This is a genomic window from Dactylosporangium vinaceum (assembly GCF_019904175.1).
GTDB lineage: Bacteria > Actinomycetota > Actinomycetes > Mycobacteriales > Micromonosporaceae > Dactylosporangium > Dactylosporangium vinaceum.
The window spans coordinates 1017003-1035035 of record NZ_CP061913.1; the positions used below are offsets into that span (position 1 = coordinate 1017003).

14 protein-coding genes are annotated in these 18033 nt (G+C 72.1%); 7 read left to right on the top strand and 7 right to left on the bottom strand.

Features of this window, described 5'->3' with window-relative positions; translation table 11 throughout:
• Nucleotides 1-5: 5 nt before the first annotated feature.
• Nucleotides 6-794 carry a putative RNA methyltransferase gene (locus Dvina_RS04710; RefSeq protein ID WP_246656026.1) on the bottom strand — a complete coding sequence of 263 codons (789 nt, stop codon included), beginning with the start codon at nucleotides 792-794 and terminating at the stop codon, nucleotides 6-8.
• Between the two features lie 53 nt (nucleotides 795-847).
• Here Dvina_RS04710 and Dvina_RS04715 point away from each other — a divergent pair, with 53 nt between their 5' ends.
• The 5 genes from Dvina_RS04715 to Dvina_RS04735 all read left to right on the top strand — a co-directional run bounded on the left by Dvina_RS04715 (nucleotide 848) and on the right by Dvina_RS04735 (nucleotide 7269).
• Nucleotides 848-1927 carry an adenosine deaminase gene (locus Dvina_RS04715; RefSeq protein ID WP_223101133.1) on the top strand — a complete coding sequence of 360 codons (1080 nt, stop codon included), beginning with the start codon at nucleotides 848-850 and terminating at the stop codon, nucleotides 1925-1927.
• 345 nt (nucleotides 1928-2272) lie between these two features.
• Nucleotides 2273-5812 (top strand): sensor histidine kinase, encoded by a 3540-nt coding sequence (locus Dvina_RS04720; protein ID WP_246656027.1) that lies wholly within the window; start codon nucleotides 2273-2275, stop codon nucleotides 5810-5812.
• Complete coding sequence (locus tag Dvina_RS04725; protein ID WP_033358336.1) at nucleotides 5809-6213, top strand: roadblock/LC7 domain-containing protein; 405 nt, start codon at nucleotides 5809-5811, stop codon at nucleotides 6211-6213. The genes Dvina_RS04720 and Dvina_RS04725 overlap by 4 nt, the downstream gene beginning before the upstream one ends.
• A gap of 95 nt (nucleotides 6214-6308) precedes the next feature.
• A complete protein-coding gene (locus tag Dvina_RS04730; protein WP_223101134.1) occupies nucleotides 6309-6686 on the top strand; it encodes a DUF742 domain-containing protein in 378 nt (125 codons plus the stop codon).
• On the top strand, nucleotides 6667-7269 hold the full coding sequence (locus tag Dvina_RS04735) for a GTP-binding protein (protein ID WP_223101135.1): 603 nt from the start codon (nucleotides 6667-6669) through the stop codon (nucleotides 7267-7269). Before Dvina_RS04730 ends, Dvina_RS04735 begins: the two co-directional genes overlap by 20 nt.
• Nucleotides 7270-7587: 318 nt before the next feature.
• Here Dvina_RS04735 and Dvina_RS04740 read toward each other — a convergent pair whose 3' ends face one another.
• The 6 genes from Dvina_RS04740 to deoC form a co-directional block, all read right to left on the bottom strand.
• Nucleotides 7588-7833 carry a hypothetical protein gene (locus Dvina_RS04740; protein ID WP_223101136.1) on the bottom strand — a complete coding sequence of 82 codons (246 nt, stop codon included), beginning with the start codon at nucleotides 7831-7833 and terminating at the stop codon, nucleotides 7588-7590.
• A 107-nt stretch (nucleotides 7834-7940) separates the two neighbouring features.
• A complete protein-coding gene (locus Dvina_RS04745) occupies nucleotides 7941-11348 on the bottom strand; it encodes a hypothetical protein (protein WP_223101137.1) in 3408 nt (1135 codons plus the stop codon).
• Nucleotides 11349-11572: 224 nt separating this feature from the next.
• Entirely contained in the window at nucleotides 11573-12865 is a 1293-nt protein-coding gene (locus Dvina_RS04750) for a DNA primase (protein WP_246656028.1), read from the bottom strand.
• Nucleotides 12866-12896: 31 nt separating this feature from the next.
• On the bottom strand, nucleotides 12897-13766 hold the full coding sequence (locus tag Dvina_RS04755) for an aldehyde dehydrogenase family protein (protein WP_223101138.1): 870 nt from the start codon (nucleotides 13764-13766) through the stop codon (nucleotides 12897-12899).
• The gene (locus Dvina_RS04760) at nucleotides 13756-15186 is read right to left on the bottom strand and encodes an aldehyde dehydrogenase family protein (protein ID WP_223101139.1); all 1431 of its coding nucleotides are present in this window, start codon (nucleotides 15184-15186) and stop codon (nucleotides 13756-13758) included. The genes Dvina_RS04755 and Dvina_RS04760 overlap by 11 nt, the downstream gene beginning before the upstream one ends.
• A 10-nt stretch (nucleotides 15187-15196) precedes the next feature.
• Nucleotides 15197-16132 carry a deoxyribose-phosphate aldolase gene (gene deoC / locus Dvina_RS04765; protein ID WP_223101140.1) on the bottom strand — a complete coding sequence of 312 codons (936 nt, stop codon included), beginning with the start codon at nucleotides 16130-16132 and terminating at the stop codon, nucleotides 15197-15199.
• Nucleotides 16133-16157: 25 nt separating this feature from the next.
• Here deoC and upp point away from each other — a divergent pair, with 25 nt between their 5' ends.
• Both upp and Dvina_RS04775 read left to right on the top strand, forming a co-directional pair.
• Nucleotides 16158-16799 (top strand): uracil phosphoribosyltransferase, encoded by a 642-nt coding sequence (gene upp, locus Dvina_RS04770; RefSeq protein WP_223101141.1) that lies wholly within the window; start codon nucleotides 16158-16160, stop codon nucleotides 16797-16799.
• Nucleotides 16800-16931: 132 nt separating this feature from the next.
• Entirely contained in the window at nucleotides 16932-18032 is a 1101-nt protein-coding gene (locus tag Dvina_RS04775) for a glycosyl hydrolase (RefSeq protein ID WP_223101142.1), read from the top strand.
• The last annotated feature ends 1 nt before the right edge of the window (nucleotide 18033 follow it).

Consider the following 18033-nt stretch of genomic DNA (forward strand, 5'->3'; position numbering starts at 1 on the left):
GTGATCTATATATAAGGCCGCCAGACCGTGAGGTCGACGTCGAGCGTGGCGGTGATGGGCCCGCGCCATCCGTCGAGCGCTGTGGCGATCGCGTCCCGGTCGGTGTGCCACGCGCTCGGCCCCATCCCGACAAGCGCCTCGGCGTCGGCCCGGGTGAGGCGCAGCGTGTCGTGGATCCGGCGCCGGTGCGTGCGCACGAACCACCGGTCCAGGCTCTTGTGCAGGCGCTCGTCCTTGGCCGGGTCGACGGAGATCAGGCCCAGGGCGGCGACCAGCTCGGCCAGGTGGTCGGCGGCCGGCGTGGCCACGACCAGGGCGCCCCCGGGGGCGAGGACGCGGGCGAACTCGGCCCCCGAGCGGGGTGCGAAGACGTCCAGGACGACCGCGGCAGTGTGATCGGCGAGGGGGAGGCCCTGCCAGATGTCGGCGCGGACGCCCCCGATGCGCTCGTGGGCCCGGGCCGCGCGCTTGAGGGCGGCCTTGGAGGTGTCCACGGCCAGGCCGTCCTGGCCGTCTCCGAGCGCCGCGGCCAGGTAGTGGGCGGTGCCGGCACCCACCTCGAGCACCAGGCCCGGCTGCTCGGCCGCGACCACCTCGGCCACGGCCGTGCTCAGCGCGGCGAAGTGGCCGGCCGTCAGCAGGGCCTCGCGGGCCGCGACCATCTCCGCCGTGTCGCCGGTGTGGACGGGGCGGCCGGCGGTCAGGTCGGCGTAGCCCTGCCGGGCGATGTCGAACGAGTGACCTCGCGCGCACTGCAGCGCGCGGTCGGCCTGGACGAACGGCTCGCGGCACACGGGACACCGCAGATGTGTGATGACGGCGGTTAGCACACCACTAGTGTCAGGGCATGGTTGCTCCGAGTTTCGACGAGATCCGTCGTGCGCCCAAGGCTCTGCTCCACGACCACCTGGACGGCGGGCTGCGGCCGGCCACGATCCTGGACCTCGCGGCCGAGATCGGCCACGAGCTGCCGGCCGCCACGCCCGAGGGGCTCGGGGAGTGGTTCGTCGCCGCGGCGGACTCGGGTTCGCTGGAGCGTTACCTGGAGACGTTCGCCCACACCGTCGCGGTGATGCAGACCGCTGACGCGCTGCACCGGGTCGCCCGCGAGTGCGCGCTGGACCTGGCCGCCGACGGGGTCGTGTACGCCGAGGTCCGCTTCGCGCCCGAGCAGCACCTGGAGGCCGGGCTGACCCTGCCCCAGGTCGTCGAGGCAGTGCTCGACGGGTTCCGGGCCGGCTCGGCCGAGGCCGCCGCGCAGGGCCGCCCGATCCGGGTCGGCACCCTGCTGACCGCGATGCGCCACGCGGCCCGGTCGATGGAGATCGCCGAGCTGTCGATCCGCTACCGGGACTCCGGCGTCGTGGGCTTCGACATCGCCGGCGCCGAGGCCGGTTTTCCTCCCACCCGGCACCTGGACGCGTTCGAGTACCTCCAGCGCGAGAACTCACATTTCACCATTCACGCGGGTGAGGCTTTCGGTCTGCCGTCGATCTGGCAGGCGCTGCAGTGGTGCGGCGCGGACCGGCTCGGACACGGTGTCCGCATCGTCGACGACATCGCGGCCGATGCTGAGGGTCGCAATTCGCTCGGCCGCCTCGCCGCGTATGTGCGCGACAAGCGCATCCCGCTGGAGCTGTGCCCGTCGTCGAACGTGCAGACCGGCGCGGCCCCGTCGATCCGGGAGCACCCGATCGGACTGCTGCGTGACCTGCGCTTCCGGGTCACTGTCAACACCGACAACCGGCTGATGAGCGGCACCAGCATGTCCCGCGAGATGGCCCTGCTGGTCGAGGCGTTCGGGTATGGATGGGCGGAATTGCAGTGGTTCACGGTCAATGCGATGAAGAGTGCGTTCATTCCGTTCGATGAGCGGCTGGCCCTGATCAACGACGTGATCAAGCCTGCCTACGCAAAGCTGGCATGATGTCCGGATTTGTCAGGACTGATCATCCGGGCGTATCGGGCAAATCGCTCGGTTCACCCGGGTAAATGTGGTGTACATCCGCTAATCGGACATTTATTTCAGTCCTGTACATACGTTGCACCGACAGACCTGGGCTTTCTTCTTGGCACTGGACATGGTGGAATCTCGGAGGTCTGGCCCAGTAGGGTCGGCCGGTCGCGGGTGCCTGCTGTTTTCCAAGGCGCCGGTTCGGAGGGCGGTGAAGTGAGCAAACGGCCATCGACGCGGGAGCCAGTCTCGTCGCGTCTGCGTTTTCCGATCGGCCGGCTCCGAGACCTGCCAATTTGGTCCAAACTCGGTCTGATCATGATCGTCCCGATCATCGCGACGATCGTCGTCGGCACCAACGGTCTCGTCGGCAATATCGGCGACGCCAACGACGCGGACCGGGCTCGCACCCTCTCCGGGCTCTCCCAGCAGGCCGCCGCCCTCGTGCACGAGCTGCAGAACGAGCGGGCCAACGCGGCAATGGTCCTGGGCACGCTCAACACCGACGGCGCCGTCGAGGCCCGCAGTGTCTTCGAGCGCCAGACCCAGAAGACCGACGACGCCGGCAAGGACTACCGGCTCACCCGGTCCGGCCTGGCCGACCCGCCGGAGGACTTCCGCCAGCAGCTCGCCGCGATCGACACGCAGCTGCAGGACCTGCCGGGGATGCGCAAGCAGATCAGCGACGGCGGCAAGGACATCCTGGCCAGCACGGTCGTGGCGCGGTACCGCTCGCTCATCGACGATCTGCTCGGCATCCGCGAGAGCTCGGCGGAGCTGTCCAACAACCCGTCGCTCGGCTCGGACATGCGCGCCTCGGCCGCCATCTCGCAGATGAAGGAGCAGGTCGCCCTCGAACGGGTGGTCGGCCTCCGGGCGCTGACGACCAAGGCGTTCACGCCGCAGCTGCGCAAGGAGTTCCAGTCCGCGCTGACCGGCCAGGAGCAGGCGGAGGAGCAGTTCCGCACCAACTCCCAGCCGTGGCACCGCGACCTGTTCGACAAGAAGCGCTCCGGCTCCGACCTGCGTGAGGCCGCCACCTTCGAGGGCGTGCTCGGCCCGCTGACCACGGAGCAGCTGCCGGGCGACATCTTCACGGCCACCGCGTGGGACAACGCCATGATCAACAAGGCGAACCTGCTGCGCGGCATCGAGATCGAGTTCGACGACCACAACGTTGACAGCGCCACCGTGGCCCGCAACGACCTGCAGCGCCGGGTGCTCGTCACCGCCGGTGCGCTGCTCGGCATGCTGCTGCTGGCGATCCTCTTCGCCTGGATCGTGGCCCGGTCGATGGCCCGCTCGCTGCGCGAACTGCGCCACGGCGCGCTCACTGTCGCCCAGTTCGGCCTGCCCCAGGCGGTGCAGCGGCTGCGCGACCCGGCCCTGGCCACGCAGATGTCACCGCACCAGCTGGCCCTGCAGATCGCCGAGCCGCTGCCCATCCGCAGCCGCGACGAGTTCGGTCAGGTGGCCGAGGCGTTCAACGCCGTCCACCTCGAAGCCGTCCGCACCGCGGCCGAGCAGGCCGCCCTGCGGGCCAGCGTCGCCACCATGTTCGTCAACCTCGCCCGTCGCTCCCAGATCCTGGTCGACCGGCTCATCGGCCACCTCGACCGGCTGGAGCGCGGCGAGGAGGACCCGGACCGCCTGGCCGAGCTCTTCCAGCTCGACCACCTGGCCACCCGGATGCGCCGTAACGACGAGAACCTCCTGGTCCTCGCAGGCGCGGACTCGACGCGTATCCAGCGCGAACCGGCCCCGTTCATGGACGTGCTGCGCGCCGCCCAGTCCGAGGTCGAGCACTACACGCGCATCGAGTTCGGCATGATCGACCGGGACATCGAGATCGCGGCGCACGCGGTCAACGACATGGTCCACCTGGTCGCCGAGCTGCTCGACAACGCCACCGCGTTCTCGCCGCCCGACTCGGCCGTCATCGTCGAGGCCCGCCGCGTGGGCGACCGCGCCGCGCTGCTGGTCGAGGACCACGGCATCGGCATCTCGCCCGAGCAGCTGGCCGAGCTCAACGACCGGCTCGCCAACCCGCCGATGGTCGACGTGGCCGTCTCCCGGATGATGGGCCTCGTCGTGGTCGCCCGCCTGGCGGCGCGCCACGGCGTCAAGGTCGAGCTGCGCGCGGCCCGCGAGCGCGGGACCATCGCCGACATGACACTGCCGGCCGGCGTGCTCGTGCCGCGGGCGTTGTCCGGGCGGTCCGCCGCCGGGATGCCGACCGCCGGCATGCCCGCCGTCGGCCCCGACGACGTGGTGCACGCCCGCCCGATCCCGTCGACCCCGGCTCCCCGCTCCCCGCTCGCCTCGCCGCTGGCCCTGGAAGGCCCGCCGACCGGCGGCTTCGCGGGCGCCGGCGCCGGTGGCTTCGGCGGCCCGGGCGGCGGCTTCGGCGGCCCCGGCAACGGCGGCCCCGGCTCGGGCGGCCCCCGCTTCGGCACCCTGACCAGCAGCGGCCTCTTCAGCGGCGACCGCGAGCGGCCGGGTCCGGGCGGTCCCGGTCTGGGCGGTCACGGTCCAGGCCTCGGCGGCAACGCCAACACCGGTGAGCGCCCCACCGTCAACGGCTTCGCCAACGGCGCCCCGCCGCGGCCGGCCCCGCCCGCGCCCCCGTCCCGCCCGACCCTCCCGCCCGCGGGTGGCGGCGGCTGGGACCAGGACAGCGGCGGCTTCCGGCGCGGTGACACCGGCGGCTTCCGGCGCGACCCGGCCCGGGACACCGGCGGGTTCGGCCCGGGCAGCGGCCGGGACCCCGAGCGCGACACCGGCGGCTTCAGCCGCAACGGCTTCGGCAATGACCGCGCTCCCGAGCGCAACGGTGGCCGCAGCCTCCCGGCCTGGTCCGACCTCACCGGCGCCGGCGACCTCGGCGGCGACGACAACGCGTCGCGCGGCCGCGGCGGCGAGCCGGGCGGGCTCAACCCGCTGCCCCAGCGCCGCGCCAACGAGGCGTGGCCGGCCGAGGACGGCACCGGCGGGCCCGAGGCCGACGAGGCGAGCGGCCAGATTCCGCGGCAGCGCCCCTTCGGCGGTGCCTACGACGAGGCCGCACCGTCCGCCGCCGGCCCCAACGCCCTGGCCAACCCGCCCGGCGGGCCGGCTCCGGCCCAGTGGCCCCCGGTCGAGTCCGCGCCCACCCAGCGGCCCGCGGCGCAGCCGGAGCCCTACGCGCCCGCCGACATGACGGCGGAGATCCCGCGGGTCCGTCTCGACTGGGACCCGGCACCGAGCGAGAGCGACGCCCCCGAGACCCGGCAGCGCTTCGTCGACGAGACGATGGAGCTGCCGATCTTCCGGGAGCTGGAGTCCGCCTGGTTCACCACCAAGCGCCAGCCCCTGGAAGACCTCACGCCCCCGGCACCTGCGGCGGCCGCTCCCACGGCGGCTCCCACCCAGGCGCCGGCGTCCGGCCAGCGGCCGGTCGAGGTGACCTACAGTGAGGCGCCGTCCCCATACGTCCCGCCGCAGCGATTTGAAACCCGCACTCCGGGTGAACCTTCGCGAGGTTCGGGGGACCGGGCGTCGAGCGGTTCGGCAGTAAACTGGCGAACTGCGGCAGACGAAGGATGGCAAGCGGCAGCGGCAATCGCCGAGGTGCAGGAATTTGCGACGACCGACATAGGTTTGCCAAAGCGCGTGCCGCAGGCGCAGCTGGTTCCAGGCGGGGTTGAGCCTAACCCGGCCGCTGCACACAAGCGGACGCCGGAGTCCGTGCGCGGCCTGTTGTCGGCGTACCACCGAGGCGTTCAGCGCGGCCGCACCCGGTCCGACGACTCGAAAACCCCGGAGCCGACTTCGGCCGGGCCTCAAAACTCGCAGGCTGGCAAGGAGCAAGAGGCATGACATCTACGCAGGATCTCGGTTGGCTGCTTGCCAACTTCGCGGACCGAGTGCCGGGGGTCGCCCACGCGGTCGCCGTCTCGGCGGACGGTCTGCTGCTGGCTGCTTCTCGTGACCTGCCGCGCGACCGTGGTGACCAGCTCGCCGCGATCGCGTCGGGTCTGGTGAGCCTGACGCAGGGCGCATCCCGCTGCTTCGAGGGCGGGGCCGTGCTGCAGACTGTGGTCGAAATGGACAACGGCTTTCTGTTCCTGATGTCGATCTCCGACGGTTCGTCGTTCGCGGTCCTCGCGGCCCGCGCCTGCGACGTCGGTCAGGTCGGCTACGAGATGGCATTGCTGGTCGACCGGGTCGGTGACGCTCTCACGCCGCCACCCCGGCCAACGGCCTCGATGCTCGGCTGAAGCTGGACCAGGTGACAGAGCACTACCTTTTAGCTGCACGAACATACTCAATGGCTGCACACGAGGCCCGACGAGTGAGGAGGTGAACGGCGAACATGGCCGAACGCGATGAGCCAACGGGCGCGCTGGTAAGGCCGTACGCCGTCACCCGAGGTCGCACCCGGCCCAAGCTGGAGATTGCGATCGAGGCTCTAATAGAGACCACCGTGCGTGGCCGGGCGGCCAATACCCGGCCGGGTGGTAATCACGGCCAGGAGCAGCAATACATTTCTACGCTCTGCGACGGCCGACTGCAGTCCCTCGCCGAGATCGCGGCGCGCATGCAGCTTCCGCTGGGTGTCGCCCGCGTCATTGTGGCGGACATGGCTGCTGACGGACTTGTCGCGGTGTACGAGCCGACCTCGCTCGACGAAAACGAGTCGGTGGGCACAGAACTGCTTGAGAGGGTGCTGAGTGGACTTCGGAGGCTCTGACGTGGCACACCGCCCAGGGCGGGTCACGTCAGCGAAGATCGTCATCGCCGGCGGTTTCGGCGTGGGCAAGACCACATTGGTCGGCTCGGTCTCGGAGATCACGCCGCTGACCACCGAGGCCATCATGACCTCCGCCGGTGTCGGTGTGGATGACACCCGCAATGTGCCCGGCAAGACGACGACCACTGTCGCAATGGACTTCGGTCGTATCTCGATCGACCGGGACCTGATCCTGTACCTGTTCGGCACCCCCGGCCAGACCCGGTTCTGGTTCATGTGGGACGAGCTGGTCCGGGGTGCGATCGGCGCGGTCGTGATGGTGGACACCCGGCGTCTGGCCGACTGCTTCGCCGCGATCGACTTCTTCGAGCACCGGCGGCTGCCGTACCTGGTGGCCATCAACTGCTTCGACGGCGTGCAGTACCACAACGCCGACGACGTGCGGGAGGCGCTCGCGGTTTCCAGCGACGTCCCCGTGGTGTCGTGCGATGCGCGCTCGCGGGAGTCGACGAAGAACGTACTCATCTCCCTGGTGGAGTACGTCCTGTCGATGCGCCGCACCCGCGCCACCGCCCCGGCCTGACCGCCGCCACAACTGCACAGCACCACCCACTCAGCCGCACCCGCGCACCGAGCACCCGAGAGGGTCGCCCGGTGCGCGTTTGCGTTGCTGCCGCTAACCCTCCGTGGCGTTCCGCATGCGGAACGCGTCGTTTCCGCTGAGCGCCCTTCTGTGCCGGCCGGCCACCGACCGGTACACCCTTGCTGCCACGACGTCTCCAGCGCCGCCAGCGCGCCGCACAGGCGGCTGCGCGGGTATCGTTGCGCGTCGCTGCCCGCCGCCTTCCGCACGTGACGTGAGGCCGGTCGCGGTGGCTTGGCCGGTGACGTCGTGGAGGGGTCAGCGGCCGCCGAGCCCGATTTCGCCGGCGTGGCCGGGCGACAGGACGATCGGCCCGACCCAGCCCCGGACGACGGCGGCGATCTGCGCGCGGCGGGGCCGGACGGGATGGGCGTCGCGGCCGTGCGACCAGGTTGCGGGAAGCGCACGCGTCGAGTCCAGGGCAGTGGTGACGATGGTGTGTGCGCGGGCCTTGTCGTCCCAGCTGTACCAGAGCGCCGGGTCATCGGCGGGGCCGCACCGCAACTGCCCCGGCCGCCGGGCCCGCGCTCGCGCTGAAGGCCGAGGGTGGCGGGGAACGCGGAAGGCCGCCCCCTGACGAACGGGAGCGGCCCTCGGACGCTGCGCAGGTGCTAGCGGCGGGCGGAGCGGTACTCGAACTCGCGCTCCTGGTAGTCGCGGCTCGCCTCGCGGCTGAAGTCCCAGCCGCCCGCGGACTCGCGGCCCGGGCGACCGCCGACCGAGAAGCCGCCGACCTCCTGGCCCCGGCGCCAGCCGCGGAAGTAGCCGGTGGTGTGGGCGGCGATCTGCGCGGCGTCGCGGACGATGCGCAGCGGGCGTTCCGGGTTCTCGTCGACGGGAGCGCCGGGCACCAGGTTCTGCTGCGGGACGCGGCGGGGCAGGCCGGTACTCGTCTCGTCGCCGATCTGCGGGGCGGCCGCGCGCTGGGCCGCCTGCCAGGCCGAGTCGTTCGAGTTTTCCCAGCTCACTGCCGGACGGGCGGCCTCGCCCGCACCCTCGGCGGGCGTGTCGGCGTCCCAGTCGGTGAACCAGGCGGAGCGGGCGGCCGCGAAGATCAGCAGGTCGCCGTCGCCCTCGTCCGGGGAGGAGGGCTTGGCGGCGTCGCGGTCGGCGGCCTGGGCGCGGCGGCTGCGGCCGGTGCCGGTGCTGCGGGCGGTGGCCCGCTCGGCCGGGCGTTCGGAGTCGACGAGGCGCAGGGCCGGGGGTTCGTAGCGGAACTCGCCGCTGTATTCGCCGGAGAGCTCGTCCGGGTAGCCGGCCTTCAGCGCCGGGTCGGCGACCGGGGCCGGCTCGACCAGGCGGAGACCGGCCGACTCCAGCGGGAGCTCACCGGTCTGCCACGGCGGGGGCACGCGGCCCTCGCGCTGGCGGGGCAGTTCGACGGGGCGCTCGGCCGAGCGGGCCCGCTCGCTGCGCGGGATCTCGGTGCGGCCGCGGTCGGAGCGGGGGATCTCGGTCCGGGCCCGGTCGCTGCGCGGAATCTCCGTGCGGGCCCGGTCGGAGCGGGGGATCTCGGTGCGGGCGCGCTCGCTGCGGGCCGGCTCCTCGTCCTGCATCCGGTCGGCGTGCCGGGAGCCGGTGCGGGTCTGGGCGGCCGCGGCCTCGTCGGCCCGGTCGCGCTCGGCCCGCCGCTCGGCGCGGGAGAGCCCGGCCGATGCGGACGCCGCGGTGGACGCGGCGGACTCGGCCCGGGACCGGCGCTCGCCGTTGAGGGGCGGGAACTCGCCCGACGACGACGCGGAGCCGAAGGCGCTCAACGCCGACGAAGGCGTGGTGCCGAGCGGGTTGGCGCGCAGCGAGCCGGACGTCGACTCGAGGGTCGCGTCGAGCGCCGAGAAGTCCGGCGGCTGCGGGATGTCGCTCAGCTTCGGCAGGCTGCTCAGCTCCGAGGGGGAGGCGAGCGGGTCGGCGCCGAACTTGTACGCCGCGGCCGAGGTCTCGGTCGTGGGCGAGTTGTCCGAGTCGAGCGACCAGTTCGGGCGGGCGCTCGCGCTCGCCTTGTCGAGCGTCGGGGGCTGGCCCAGGGCGCTGAGGTCGCTCAGCCGGCCGCCGCCCGCCGCCGGCGCGGACGGCGTGATCGGCGGCGCCGCGGACATGCCGTTGAGCGGGTCGAAGCCGTAGGTGTCGAAGCGCGGCATCTCGTGCGGCTCGGGGGTGCCGATCAGCGGGGCGATACCCGGCGGCGGCGCCGGCATCAGCGACGTGAACTGCGGCTCGGCCGTGGACGAGGTCGGCTGCGGCGGGATCACCGGGGTCGGCGCGACCGGCGGCGGCGCGACCGGGGCGGGGGCCACCGGCAGCGGCGCGACGGGCGTCGGCTGCGGAGGAGCGGCCTGCAGCGGTACCGGAATCGACTGCATCGAGGCCGGAGTCGGCGACTGGCCCTGGTACGTCGGCGGGACCGGCGGCGCCGGCGCGTACATCGGCGTCGGCGCCTGGTACGCGGCCGGCTGATACGGCGGCGCCGCGCTGTGCGACGTCGGCGTGTAGCCGGGCGGCGTCGACGTCACCGGCGGCGCCGAGGGCACCCCGTAGGCGGGCGGCGCCGACGACACCGACCCGTACGGCGGGGCCGAGGGCACCGACCCGTACGCCGGCGGCGCTGACGGAACCGACCCGTAGGCGGGCGGGGCCGACGGCACGTAGCCGGGCGGGGTGGAGACGACGGGCGGAGTCGAGATCACGGCCGGCGGGCCGGAGACGACGGCCGGTGTGGAGCCGACGACCGCCGGGGGCGCCGACACGACTGGCGGCAGGGCCTGGGTCGGTGCGTTCTGGGCACGGCGACGGCCACCGGCGCGGGCCACCTCGGCGGTCCGAGCGGCCTCGGCCGCGGCCACCTCGGCGGCGCGGGCGGCCTCGGCGGCGGCCCGGCTCGCGGCGCGGGTGCGGCTCGGCATGGGCTCGGCCGCCGCAGCGGCCGGGCGGGCGTTCGAGGCGATGGCGGCGGCGCGGGAGCGCGACGGCATGGCGTCCGCGGCGGCGGCCGGGCGCAGCGGCGTGGCCGGCGCGAGCGGGGCAGCGGGGGCCTGGTTGAGCGGGGCCGCGTGGCCGGCCGCGGCGAGCGGCGTGGCCGGGGTCAGTGCCGGGCGCTGGCGGTTGGGCAGCGAGCGGCGGGCCGGGCTCATCTTGTCGGCCAGCACCGCGACCAGCGCGGCGGCGGCGGCGTCGCCGGCCCGGACGGCCGCGACGGACTGCCGGATGGTCTCGGCGACCGCGACGGTCATGGCCCGGTTGACGCCGGTGCGGCGCGGGGTCTCGGCGATGGCGACCCGCAGGGCGGTGATCGCCTCGCCAAGCGTGGTGGCGTCGGCGACGCCGGCCTTGGCCAGCTCGGTGACGACCGCCTGGTCGCCCTTGCGGCCGGAGGCGCCGCCGCCGAGGATGCCGGGCTCGGGCAGCGCGTCGAGGATGGCGAGGGGGATCGACTCGGCCGGGTCCGGGTATGCCCGCAGCGCGGCCGGGTACAGCTCGCGGAGCACCTCGCGCAGGGTGGCCGCGGCGCTCTGCCGTCCGGAGACGACCGCCGCGTGGGCGGCGAGGACCGGCTTGAGCGGCAGCATGTCACGCGGCGGGCTCTGGCCGACGGCGGAGAGCACACCGGCCTGCAGTGCCCGGGCCAGCCCGACGGCGCGGCGCTCGGCCGCGTTGGACTGGATCTCCTCGGGTGACTCGTCGTCGGCGAAGCGCTCGGCGTAGTCGTCGGCGGAGTCGTCGTCGGTGAACGCGAGGTTGCGGCCGGCCGCGGTGAGCAGCTGGGTGACGACGTGGTCGTCGCTCTCGGCCGCGACGGCTACGGCGGACGTGCCGCCGGAGCGCTGCGCCAGCAGAGCGCTGAGCTCGGCGTAGCCGCCGGCGTCGTCGCTCACCTCGCAGATGTCGATGAGTCGGCCGGCGTCGTCGACGACCGCGACGGTCAACCAGATGTCGGAACCCGACTGCGGCTCGGCGGGGTCAGCCGACGCCAGACCGCAGTACACCCGAACGAGCGCCACCGCGTCGTCCTCCTCTCGGGACATCAGTTGAGCTTTCATCACGTCGGCGGAGACTGTCCCGGCGCCCCACCGTCATGTTGGTGCAGGTCAAACTGAACGTCCTCTAGTGAACAGGTTGACGGCCGGTGACGCGATCAGCCGTTTCGGCTGAATACCCCGCTGGCTGATCGTCGTCCACCGTCTTACCCATCCGGCCAGAGGGCACGCCCTGCCGAAATGCCCACCGCTTAGATCCTGTCGGTCACAAATCAATCACGCCAGTCCACGGCGGCAGAAATTTTGCCGATGATGGTCCGCCAGCCGAGGGCTGCCTGTTGTGCCCCGATTTTCTTCAGCCGGCGCTTGGCGAAGAACCCGCCCACACCGCCCGATGCCGCAGCTCGCAGGCCCTCGTCGAGGTCGTCGAGCGGGGAGCCCGGAGCGAGGGCCGTGCGGACCGCCTCGAGGCGCAGAGCGTAAGCAAGGTCACGTGCCGCCTCGCCCGCGGCGAGGAGTAGATCGGTGTCCCAGGCGTCCTGGCCGCCGCGGAGGTTCTCCACGACGAGGTCGAGCTCGTAACGGTTGTCGTCGGTGGGCACGACCGAGGCGACGGTGATCCGCTTCTTGAGGCTCTCCCAGGTGCTGACCTGGGTGAGGTCGTGCTCGGCGCCGTCGGACTTCACGAAGTCGACGAGGCCCTCGACCGAGCGGAAGAGCAGCAGCTTGCCGCGGTGGGAGAGGAACGCCGGAACCTCCTCGGGCTCCTCCTCCTCTTCCTCTTCCTCGTCGTCTTCCGCATCCTCGTCGGCCTCGTCGTCGAGCTCGTCGTCCTCGTCCGAGATCACGTCGGCGTCGTCGTCGACGTCCGAGGTGTCGGACTTCTTGACCGAGACGACATCGTCCTCGTCGAGATCGTCATCGTCCGCGGAGGAGTCCGATTTGTCGGAAGCGGCGGACGACTTCTTCGATCCCCGCTTGGATGAAGCTTCCACGACCGGCTCGGGCTCGTCCTCGAACAGCTCCGCGTTCTCGAGGATCACGACCCGCTCGTCGTCATCGTCGTCGGACCGGCGGTGGAGGATCGCGAAGTCGTCCTCCTCCTCCTCGATCTCGGTCGGCGTCAGCTCGTTGGAGAGCCGGTACGCCCGCAGCGTGTAGCCGACCCCCTTGGGCAGCGCGATCTCGACGGGCTCCATCTGCACGTCGTTCCACATGGCGTCGGCCTGGGCGGAACGCTCCTTGCCGCCGGTCTCCTCATCAAGATCGGCGTCGTCCTCAATGTCCTCGTCGTCCTCGACGGCGTCGTCATCGGCATCGTCGACATCCTCGACGGCGTCGACATCCTCGACGGCGTCGACATCCTCGACGGTGTCGACCTCGTCGACGACGGGCTCGACGGCGTCCACTTCCTCCGCGACCGGCTCGGTCTTGCGGGACGCGGCGGCGCGGTTGGCAGCGGCGCGCGACGACGCGGACCGGGAAGAGGGAGACTGGCGGGCCACTGTGACCTCCGTAGTCGGGCTCGGCGGGCGGCGCACATCAAGGCGTGTGGCCTCGCGCACAAAACACCCTAGTGTGCACCGTCGGCGGCGGTCAGACCCCCTTGGGGTGCCAGACCGTCTTGATCTCCAGGAGCGAGAGCATCCGGGAAACTCCGGGGTCGGCGCCCCAGTCGGGATCGCTCGGTCTGATCACCCGCTTCAGGTTCTCCGCCGCGGCCACTTCCAACTCCGTGGCGAGTGTGGGCTCGGTCACACCGGTCAGGTCGATGGCGTTGACGTCCATGTGGGCCGCGAGCCAGGGGGCCATCTCGGCGACCGAGCCGGTGAGGATGTTCACCACGCCGCCCGGCAGGTCGGAGGTGGCCAGCACCTCGCTCAGCGTCACCGCGGGCAATGGGCGCTCCGATGAGGCGAGCACGACGACGGTGTTGCCGGTCACGATCGCCGGGGCGACGACGCTCACCAGCCCGAGCAGCGACGAAGCGGTGGGCGCGACGATGCCGACGACGCCGGTGGGCTCGGGTGCGGAGAGGTTGAAGTAGGGCCCGGCGACCGGGTTGGCTCCGCCGTGGACCTGGGCGATCTTGTCGGACCATCCCGCGTACCAGACCCAGCGGTCGATGGCCGCGTCCACCAGGCCGCCCGCATCACCCACCGGGACGCCTTCGGCGTCGGCGACCTCCGCGGCGAACTGGGAGCGGCGGCCCTCCAGCATCTCGGCGACCCGGTAGAGGATCTGCCCGCGGTTGTACGCGGTCGCCCCGGACCACTTGCCGGCCGCCGCCCGGGCCGCCTTCACGGCGTCGCGGACATCTTTGCGGGAGCCGAGCGCGGCGTTGGCGAGGAAGTCGCCGGAGGCCGACTGCACCTGGTAGGACCTCCCCGACTCGCTGCGGGGGAACGCGCCCCCGATGTACAGCTTGTACGTCTTGCGGACGGCCAGCCGGCCTTCAGTGCTCAAGGTAGGCCTCCAGCCCGTGCCGGCCGCCCTCGCGGCCGTAGCCCGACTCCTTGTAGCCGCCGAACGGCGAGGTCGGGTCGAACTTGTTGAACGTGTTGGCCCACACCACGCCGGCCCGCAGCCGGTCGGCGATCTGCAGGATGCGGGAGCCCTTCTCGCTCCACACCCCGGCCGACAGCCCGTAGGGCGTGTTGTTGGCCTTCTCGACCGCCTCGTCCGGCGTGCGGAACGTCAGCACCGACAGCACCGGCCCGAAGATCTCCTCGCGGGCGATCCGGTGGGCCTGGGTGACCCCGGTGAAGATCGTCGGGGCGAACCAGAACCCGCGATCGGGCAGCTCGCACGGGGCCGACCAGCGCGCGGCCCCCTCCTGCTCGCCGATCTCCGACAGCTCCCGGATGCGGGCCAGCTGGGCGGCCGAGTTGACCGCGCCGACGTCGGTGTTCTTGTCCAGCGGGTCGCCGACGCGCAGCTGCGCCATCCGGCGCTTGAGTGCGGCCAGGAAGTCCTCGGCGATCGACTCCTGCAGCAGCAGCCGCGAGCCCGCGCAGCACACGTGGCCCTGGTTGAAGAAGATCCCGTTCACGACGCCCTCGACCGCCTGGTCGACGGCGGCGTCGTCGAAAACGATGTTGGCGGCCTTGCCGCCGAGCTCCAGCGTCAGTTTCTTGGGGGTACCCGCCACCGCCCGCGCAATCGCCCGCCCGACCTCCGTCGAGCCGGTGAACGCGACCTTGTCGACCCCGGGATGCTCGACGAGCAGGCGACCGGTCTCGCCCGCCCCGGTGATGATGTTGACGACCCCCGGCGGCAGCTCGGCCTGGCGGCAGATCTCGGCGAAGAGCAGCGCGCTCAGCGGCGTGGTCTCGGCCGGTTTGAGCACCACCGTGTTGCCCGCGGCCAGCGCCGGTGCGATCTTCCACGCGAGCATGAGCAGCGGAAAGTTCCACGGGATGACCTGGCCGGCCACGCCCAGCGGCCGCGGGTCGGGCCCGAAGCCGGCGTAGGGGAGCTTGTCGGCCCAGCCCGCGTAGTAGAAGAAGTGCGCGGCCACGAGCGGGATGTCCACGTCGCGCGACTCGCGGATCGGCTTGCCGTTGTCGAGCGACTCCAGCACGGCCAGCTCGCGGCCCCGCTCCTGGATGATCCGGGCGATCCGGAACAGGTACTTCGCCCGCTCCCGCCCCGGCATCGGCCCCCAGACGCGGTCGTAGGCGGCCCGGGCGGCGCTCACCGCGGCGTCGACGTCGGCCGCGTCGGCGCAGGCGATCTCGGCCAGGGTCTCCTCGCTGGCGGGGTTGATCGACTTGAACGGCTCACCCTTGCCGTCGGTGAACTCACCGTTGATGAACAGGCCGTAGGACGACTGGATGTCGACGATCGAGCGCGACTCGGGCGCGGGGGCGTAGGAGAAGTCCATGTCCGCTCACTCAGTCCAGGGTGAAGTAGTCGGGACCGCTGTAGCGGCCGGTGGCCATCTTGGTCCGCTGCATGAGCAGGTCGTTGAGCAGCGTCGACGCGCCGAAGCGGAACCGGTCGGGGTCGAGCCAGTCGGCTCCGGCGGTCTCGTTGACGAGCACGAGGTACTTGATCGCGTCCTTGGCCGTCCGAATGCCGCCGGCCGGCTTCACGCCGATGATCCGCCCGGTCTCGGCCCGGAAGTCGCGCACCGCCTCCAGCATCACCAGCGTGACGGGGAGCGTGGCGGCCGGCTGCACCTTGCCCGTGGAGGTCTTGATGAAGTCGGCCCCGGCCAGCATCGCCAGCCAGGAGGCGCGGCGCACGTTGTCGAGGGTGGCCAGTTCGCCGGTCTCCAGGATGACCTTGAGGTGGGCCGGGCCGCACGCCTCCTTCACCGCCGCGATCTCGTCGTGCACCTCGGCGTAGCGGCCGGCCAGGAACGCGCCCCGGGAGATCACCATGTCGATCTCGTCGGCGCCGTCGGCGACCGCGGCCCGGGTGTCGGCCAGCTTGACCGCGAGCGGGGCCTGGCCCGACGGGAACGCGGTGGCCACGCTGGCCAGGTGGACCTTCGACCCCCGCAGGGCCTCCGCGGCCACGGCGATCATCGCCGGATACACGCAGATGGCGGCGGCGCTCGGGCAGCTCGGGTCGCCCGGGTCGGGCCGCACCGCCTTGGCGCAGAGCGCACGCACCTTGCCCGGGGTGTCGGAGCCCTCCAGGGTGGTCAGGTCGACCATGCGGATCGCGAGGTCCAGCGCCTGCGCCTTGGCCGTCGTCTTGATCGACCGGGTGCCCAGCATCGCGGCGCGCTGCTCGGCGCCGACCTGGTCGACGCCCGGCAGGCCGTGCAGGAAGGTCCGCAGCGCGCCTTGTGAGCGTGCGACCTCGGCGGTGAGGGTCATGTCCCAAATACTAGGCTGTCCCCTCGTGGACGTTCTCGTGGTGGATCACCCCCTGGCCAAGTCGCGGCTGACCGCGATGCGTGACGAACGCACCGACAACGGGGCGTTTCGCGCCGCGTTGCACGAGCTCACGACGATGCTCGTGTACGAGGCGGCCCGGTCGTTCGCCGTCGAGCAGTTCCCGGTCAAGACGCCTGTCGCCACGGCTGAGGGCACCCGGCTGGCCCACCCGCCGCTGCTGGTGCCGGTCCTGCGGGCCGGCCTGGGCATGTCCGACGCCGCGCTGGCCCTGCTGCCGGAGTCGTCGATGGGGTTCGTGGGGCTCGCCCGCGACGAGGTGACGTTCGAGCCGCGGGCCTACATGGAGTCGCTGCCGCGCGACCTGTCCGGCATCCCGGTGCTCGTCCTCGACCCGATGCTGGCCACCGGCGGCTCGCTGGAGCACTGCGTGCGGCTGCTCGTCGACCGCGGCGCGACCGACATCACCGTGCTGTGCGTGCTCGCCGCCCCGGCCGGCATCGAGCGGCTGGCCGGCTCCGGGCTCCCGATGCGCCTGGTCACGGCCGCGATCGACGAGCGGCTCAACGAGCACATGTTCATCATCCCGGGCCTCGGCGACGCCGGCGACCGGCAGTTCGGCGGCATGCCCCGCTTCGGCGACTCCTGAACCGCCGCCGCTGACCCACCCGTCACCGGCCGTGCTTCTTAAAACTTGTCTTAAGCACGGTCGTCACAACGAGGGACAACCGGCCCTGTGACCTTGAAAGGGTGAACGGGGTCGGCCTTACGTTGGCCAGCGATGAGACGCCGAAAGATGACGCTTGTGGCAGCGCTGGTCCTGGCCCTGGCCGGGTCGGGCGCTATCGCGTCCGCGACGCTGCGTGAGCCTGTCGCCGGGCTCAGCGAGGCCGACGCCCGCCAGGGGCTGCAGCGCAGAACCGAGCCGACGGCGGTGGCGAAGACCGAGGCGAGGCCGAAGCGCTGCGCCGTCGATCCGAAGCTGGTGCCGACCTGCGGGCTGCTGTGGGGCGTGGCTCCGGGCGCGTTCACCGACCTTTCCTCCGGGCAGGCGCTTGCCAACTTCGAGCGCACGACCGGCCGGCCGGCCGACATCCTGCACTCCTATCACCGCGGCGACGAGGTCTTCCCGACCCGGGACGAGATCGCCGCGGTACAGCAGCAGCGCAAACGCATCCTCTTCGCCAACTGGAAGGTCGCCTGGGGCACCACCTGGGCCGATGTCGCGGCCGGCGGTGCTGACGCGCGCATCGACAGGGCCGCGGCCCGGTTCAAGGCGTTCCCGGGCACGATGTTCCTGGCGCTGCACCACGAGCCCGAGAACGACGTGCGCTCCGGCGGCGGCATGACCGCCCGCGACTACGCGGCGATGTACCGCCACACCGTGCAGCGGCTGCGCGCCGACGGGGTGCGCAACGTCGTCTTCGTGCTGGTGTACATGGCGTATCAGCCCTGGTGCGAGCAGAGCTGGTTCGAGGACCTGTATCCGGGCGACGACGTCGTCGACTGGATCGGCATGGACCCGTACCTGTTCGCCAAGCCCGGCGGATACGGCTTCGGCGACTTCGCCTACCTGGTGAACCACACGTCGAACCCGGCGAAGTGGCCCGGCTTCTATTCGTGGGCGACGAAGGAGCACGGCAGCAAACCGCTGATGGTCGCCGAATGGGGCGTGTACGAGCACGCCGCCGACCCGGCCCGGAAGGCGTGGATCTATTCGACTGTCGCCCAGCAGATCGGCCGCTTCCCGGCGATCCGTGCGCTCGTGTACTTCGACTCCCCGAACGCGCCGAAGGGCGACACCCGGCCCGACTCCTCGCAGCCGGCCCTCGGCGAGTTCAAGAAGCTGGCGGAGTCCCAGCTGTTCAACGTGACGCTGTAGG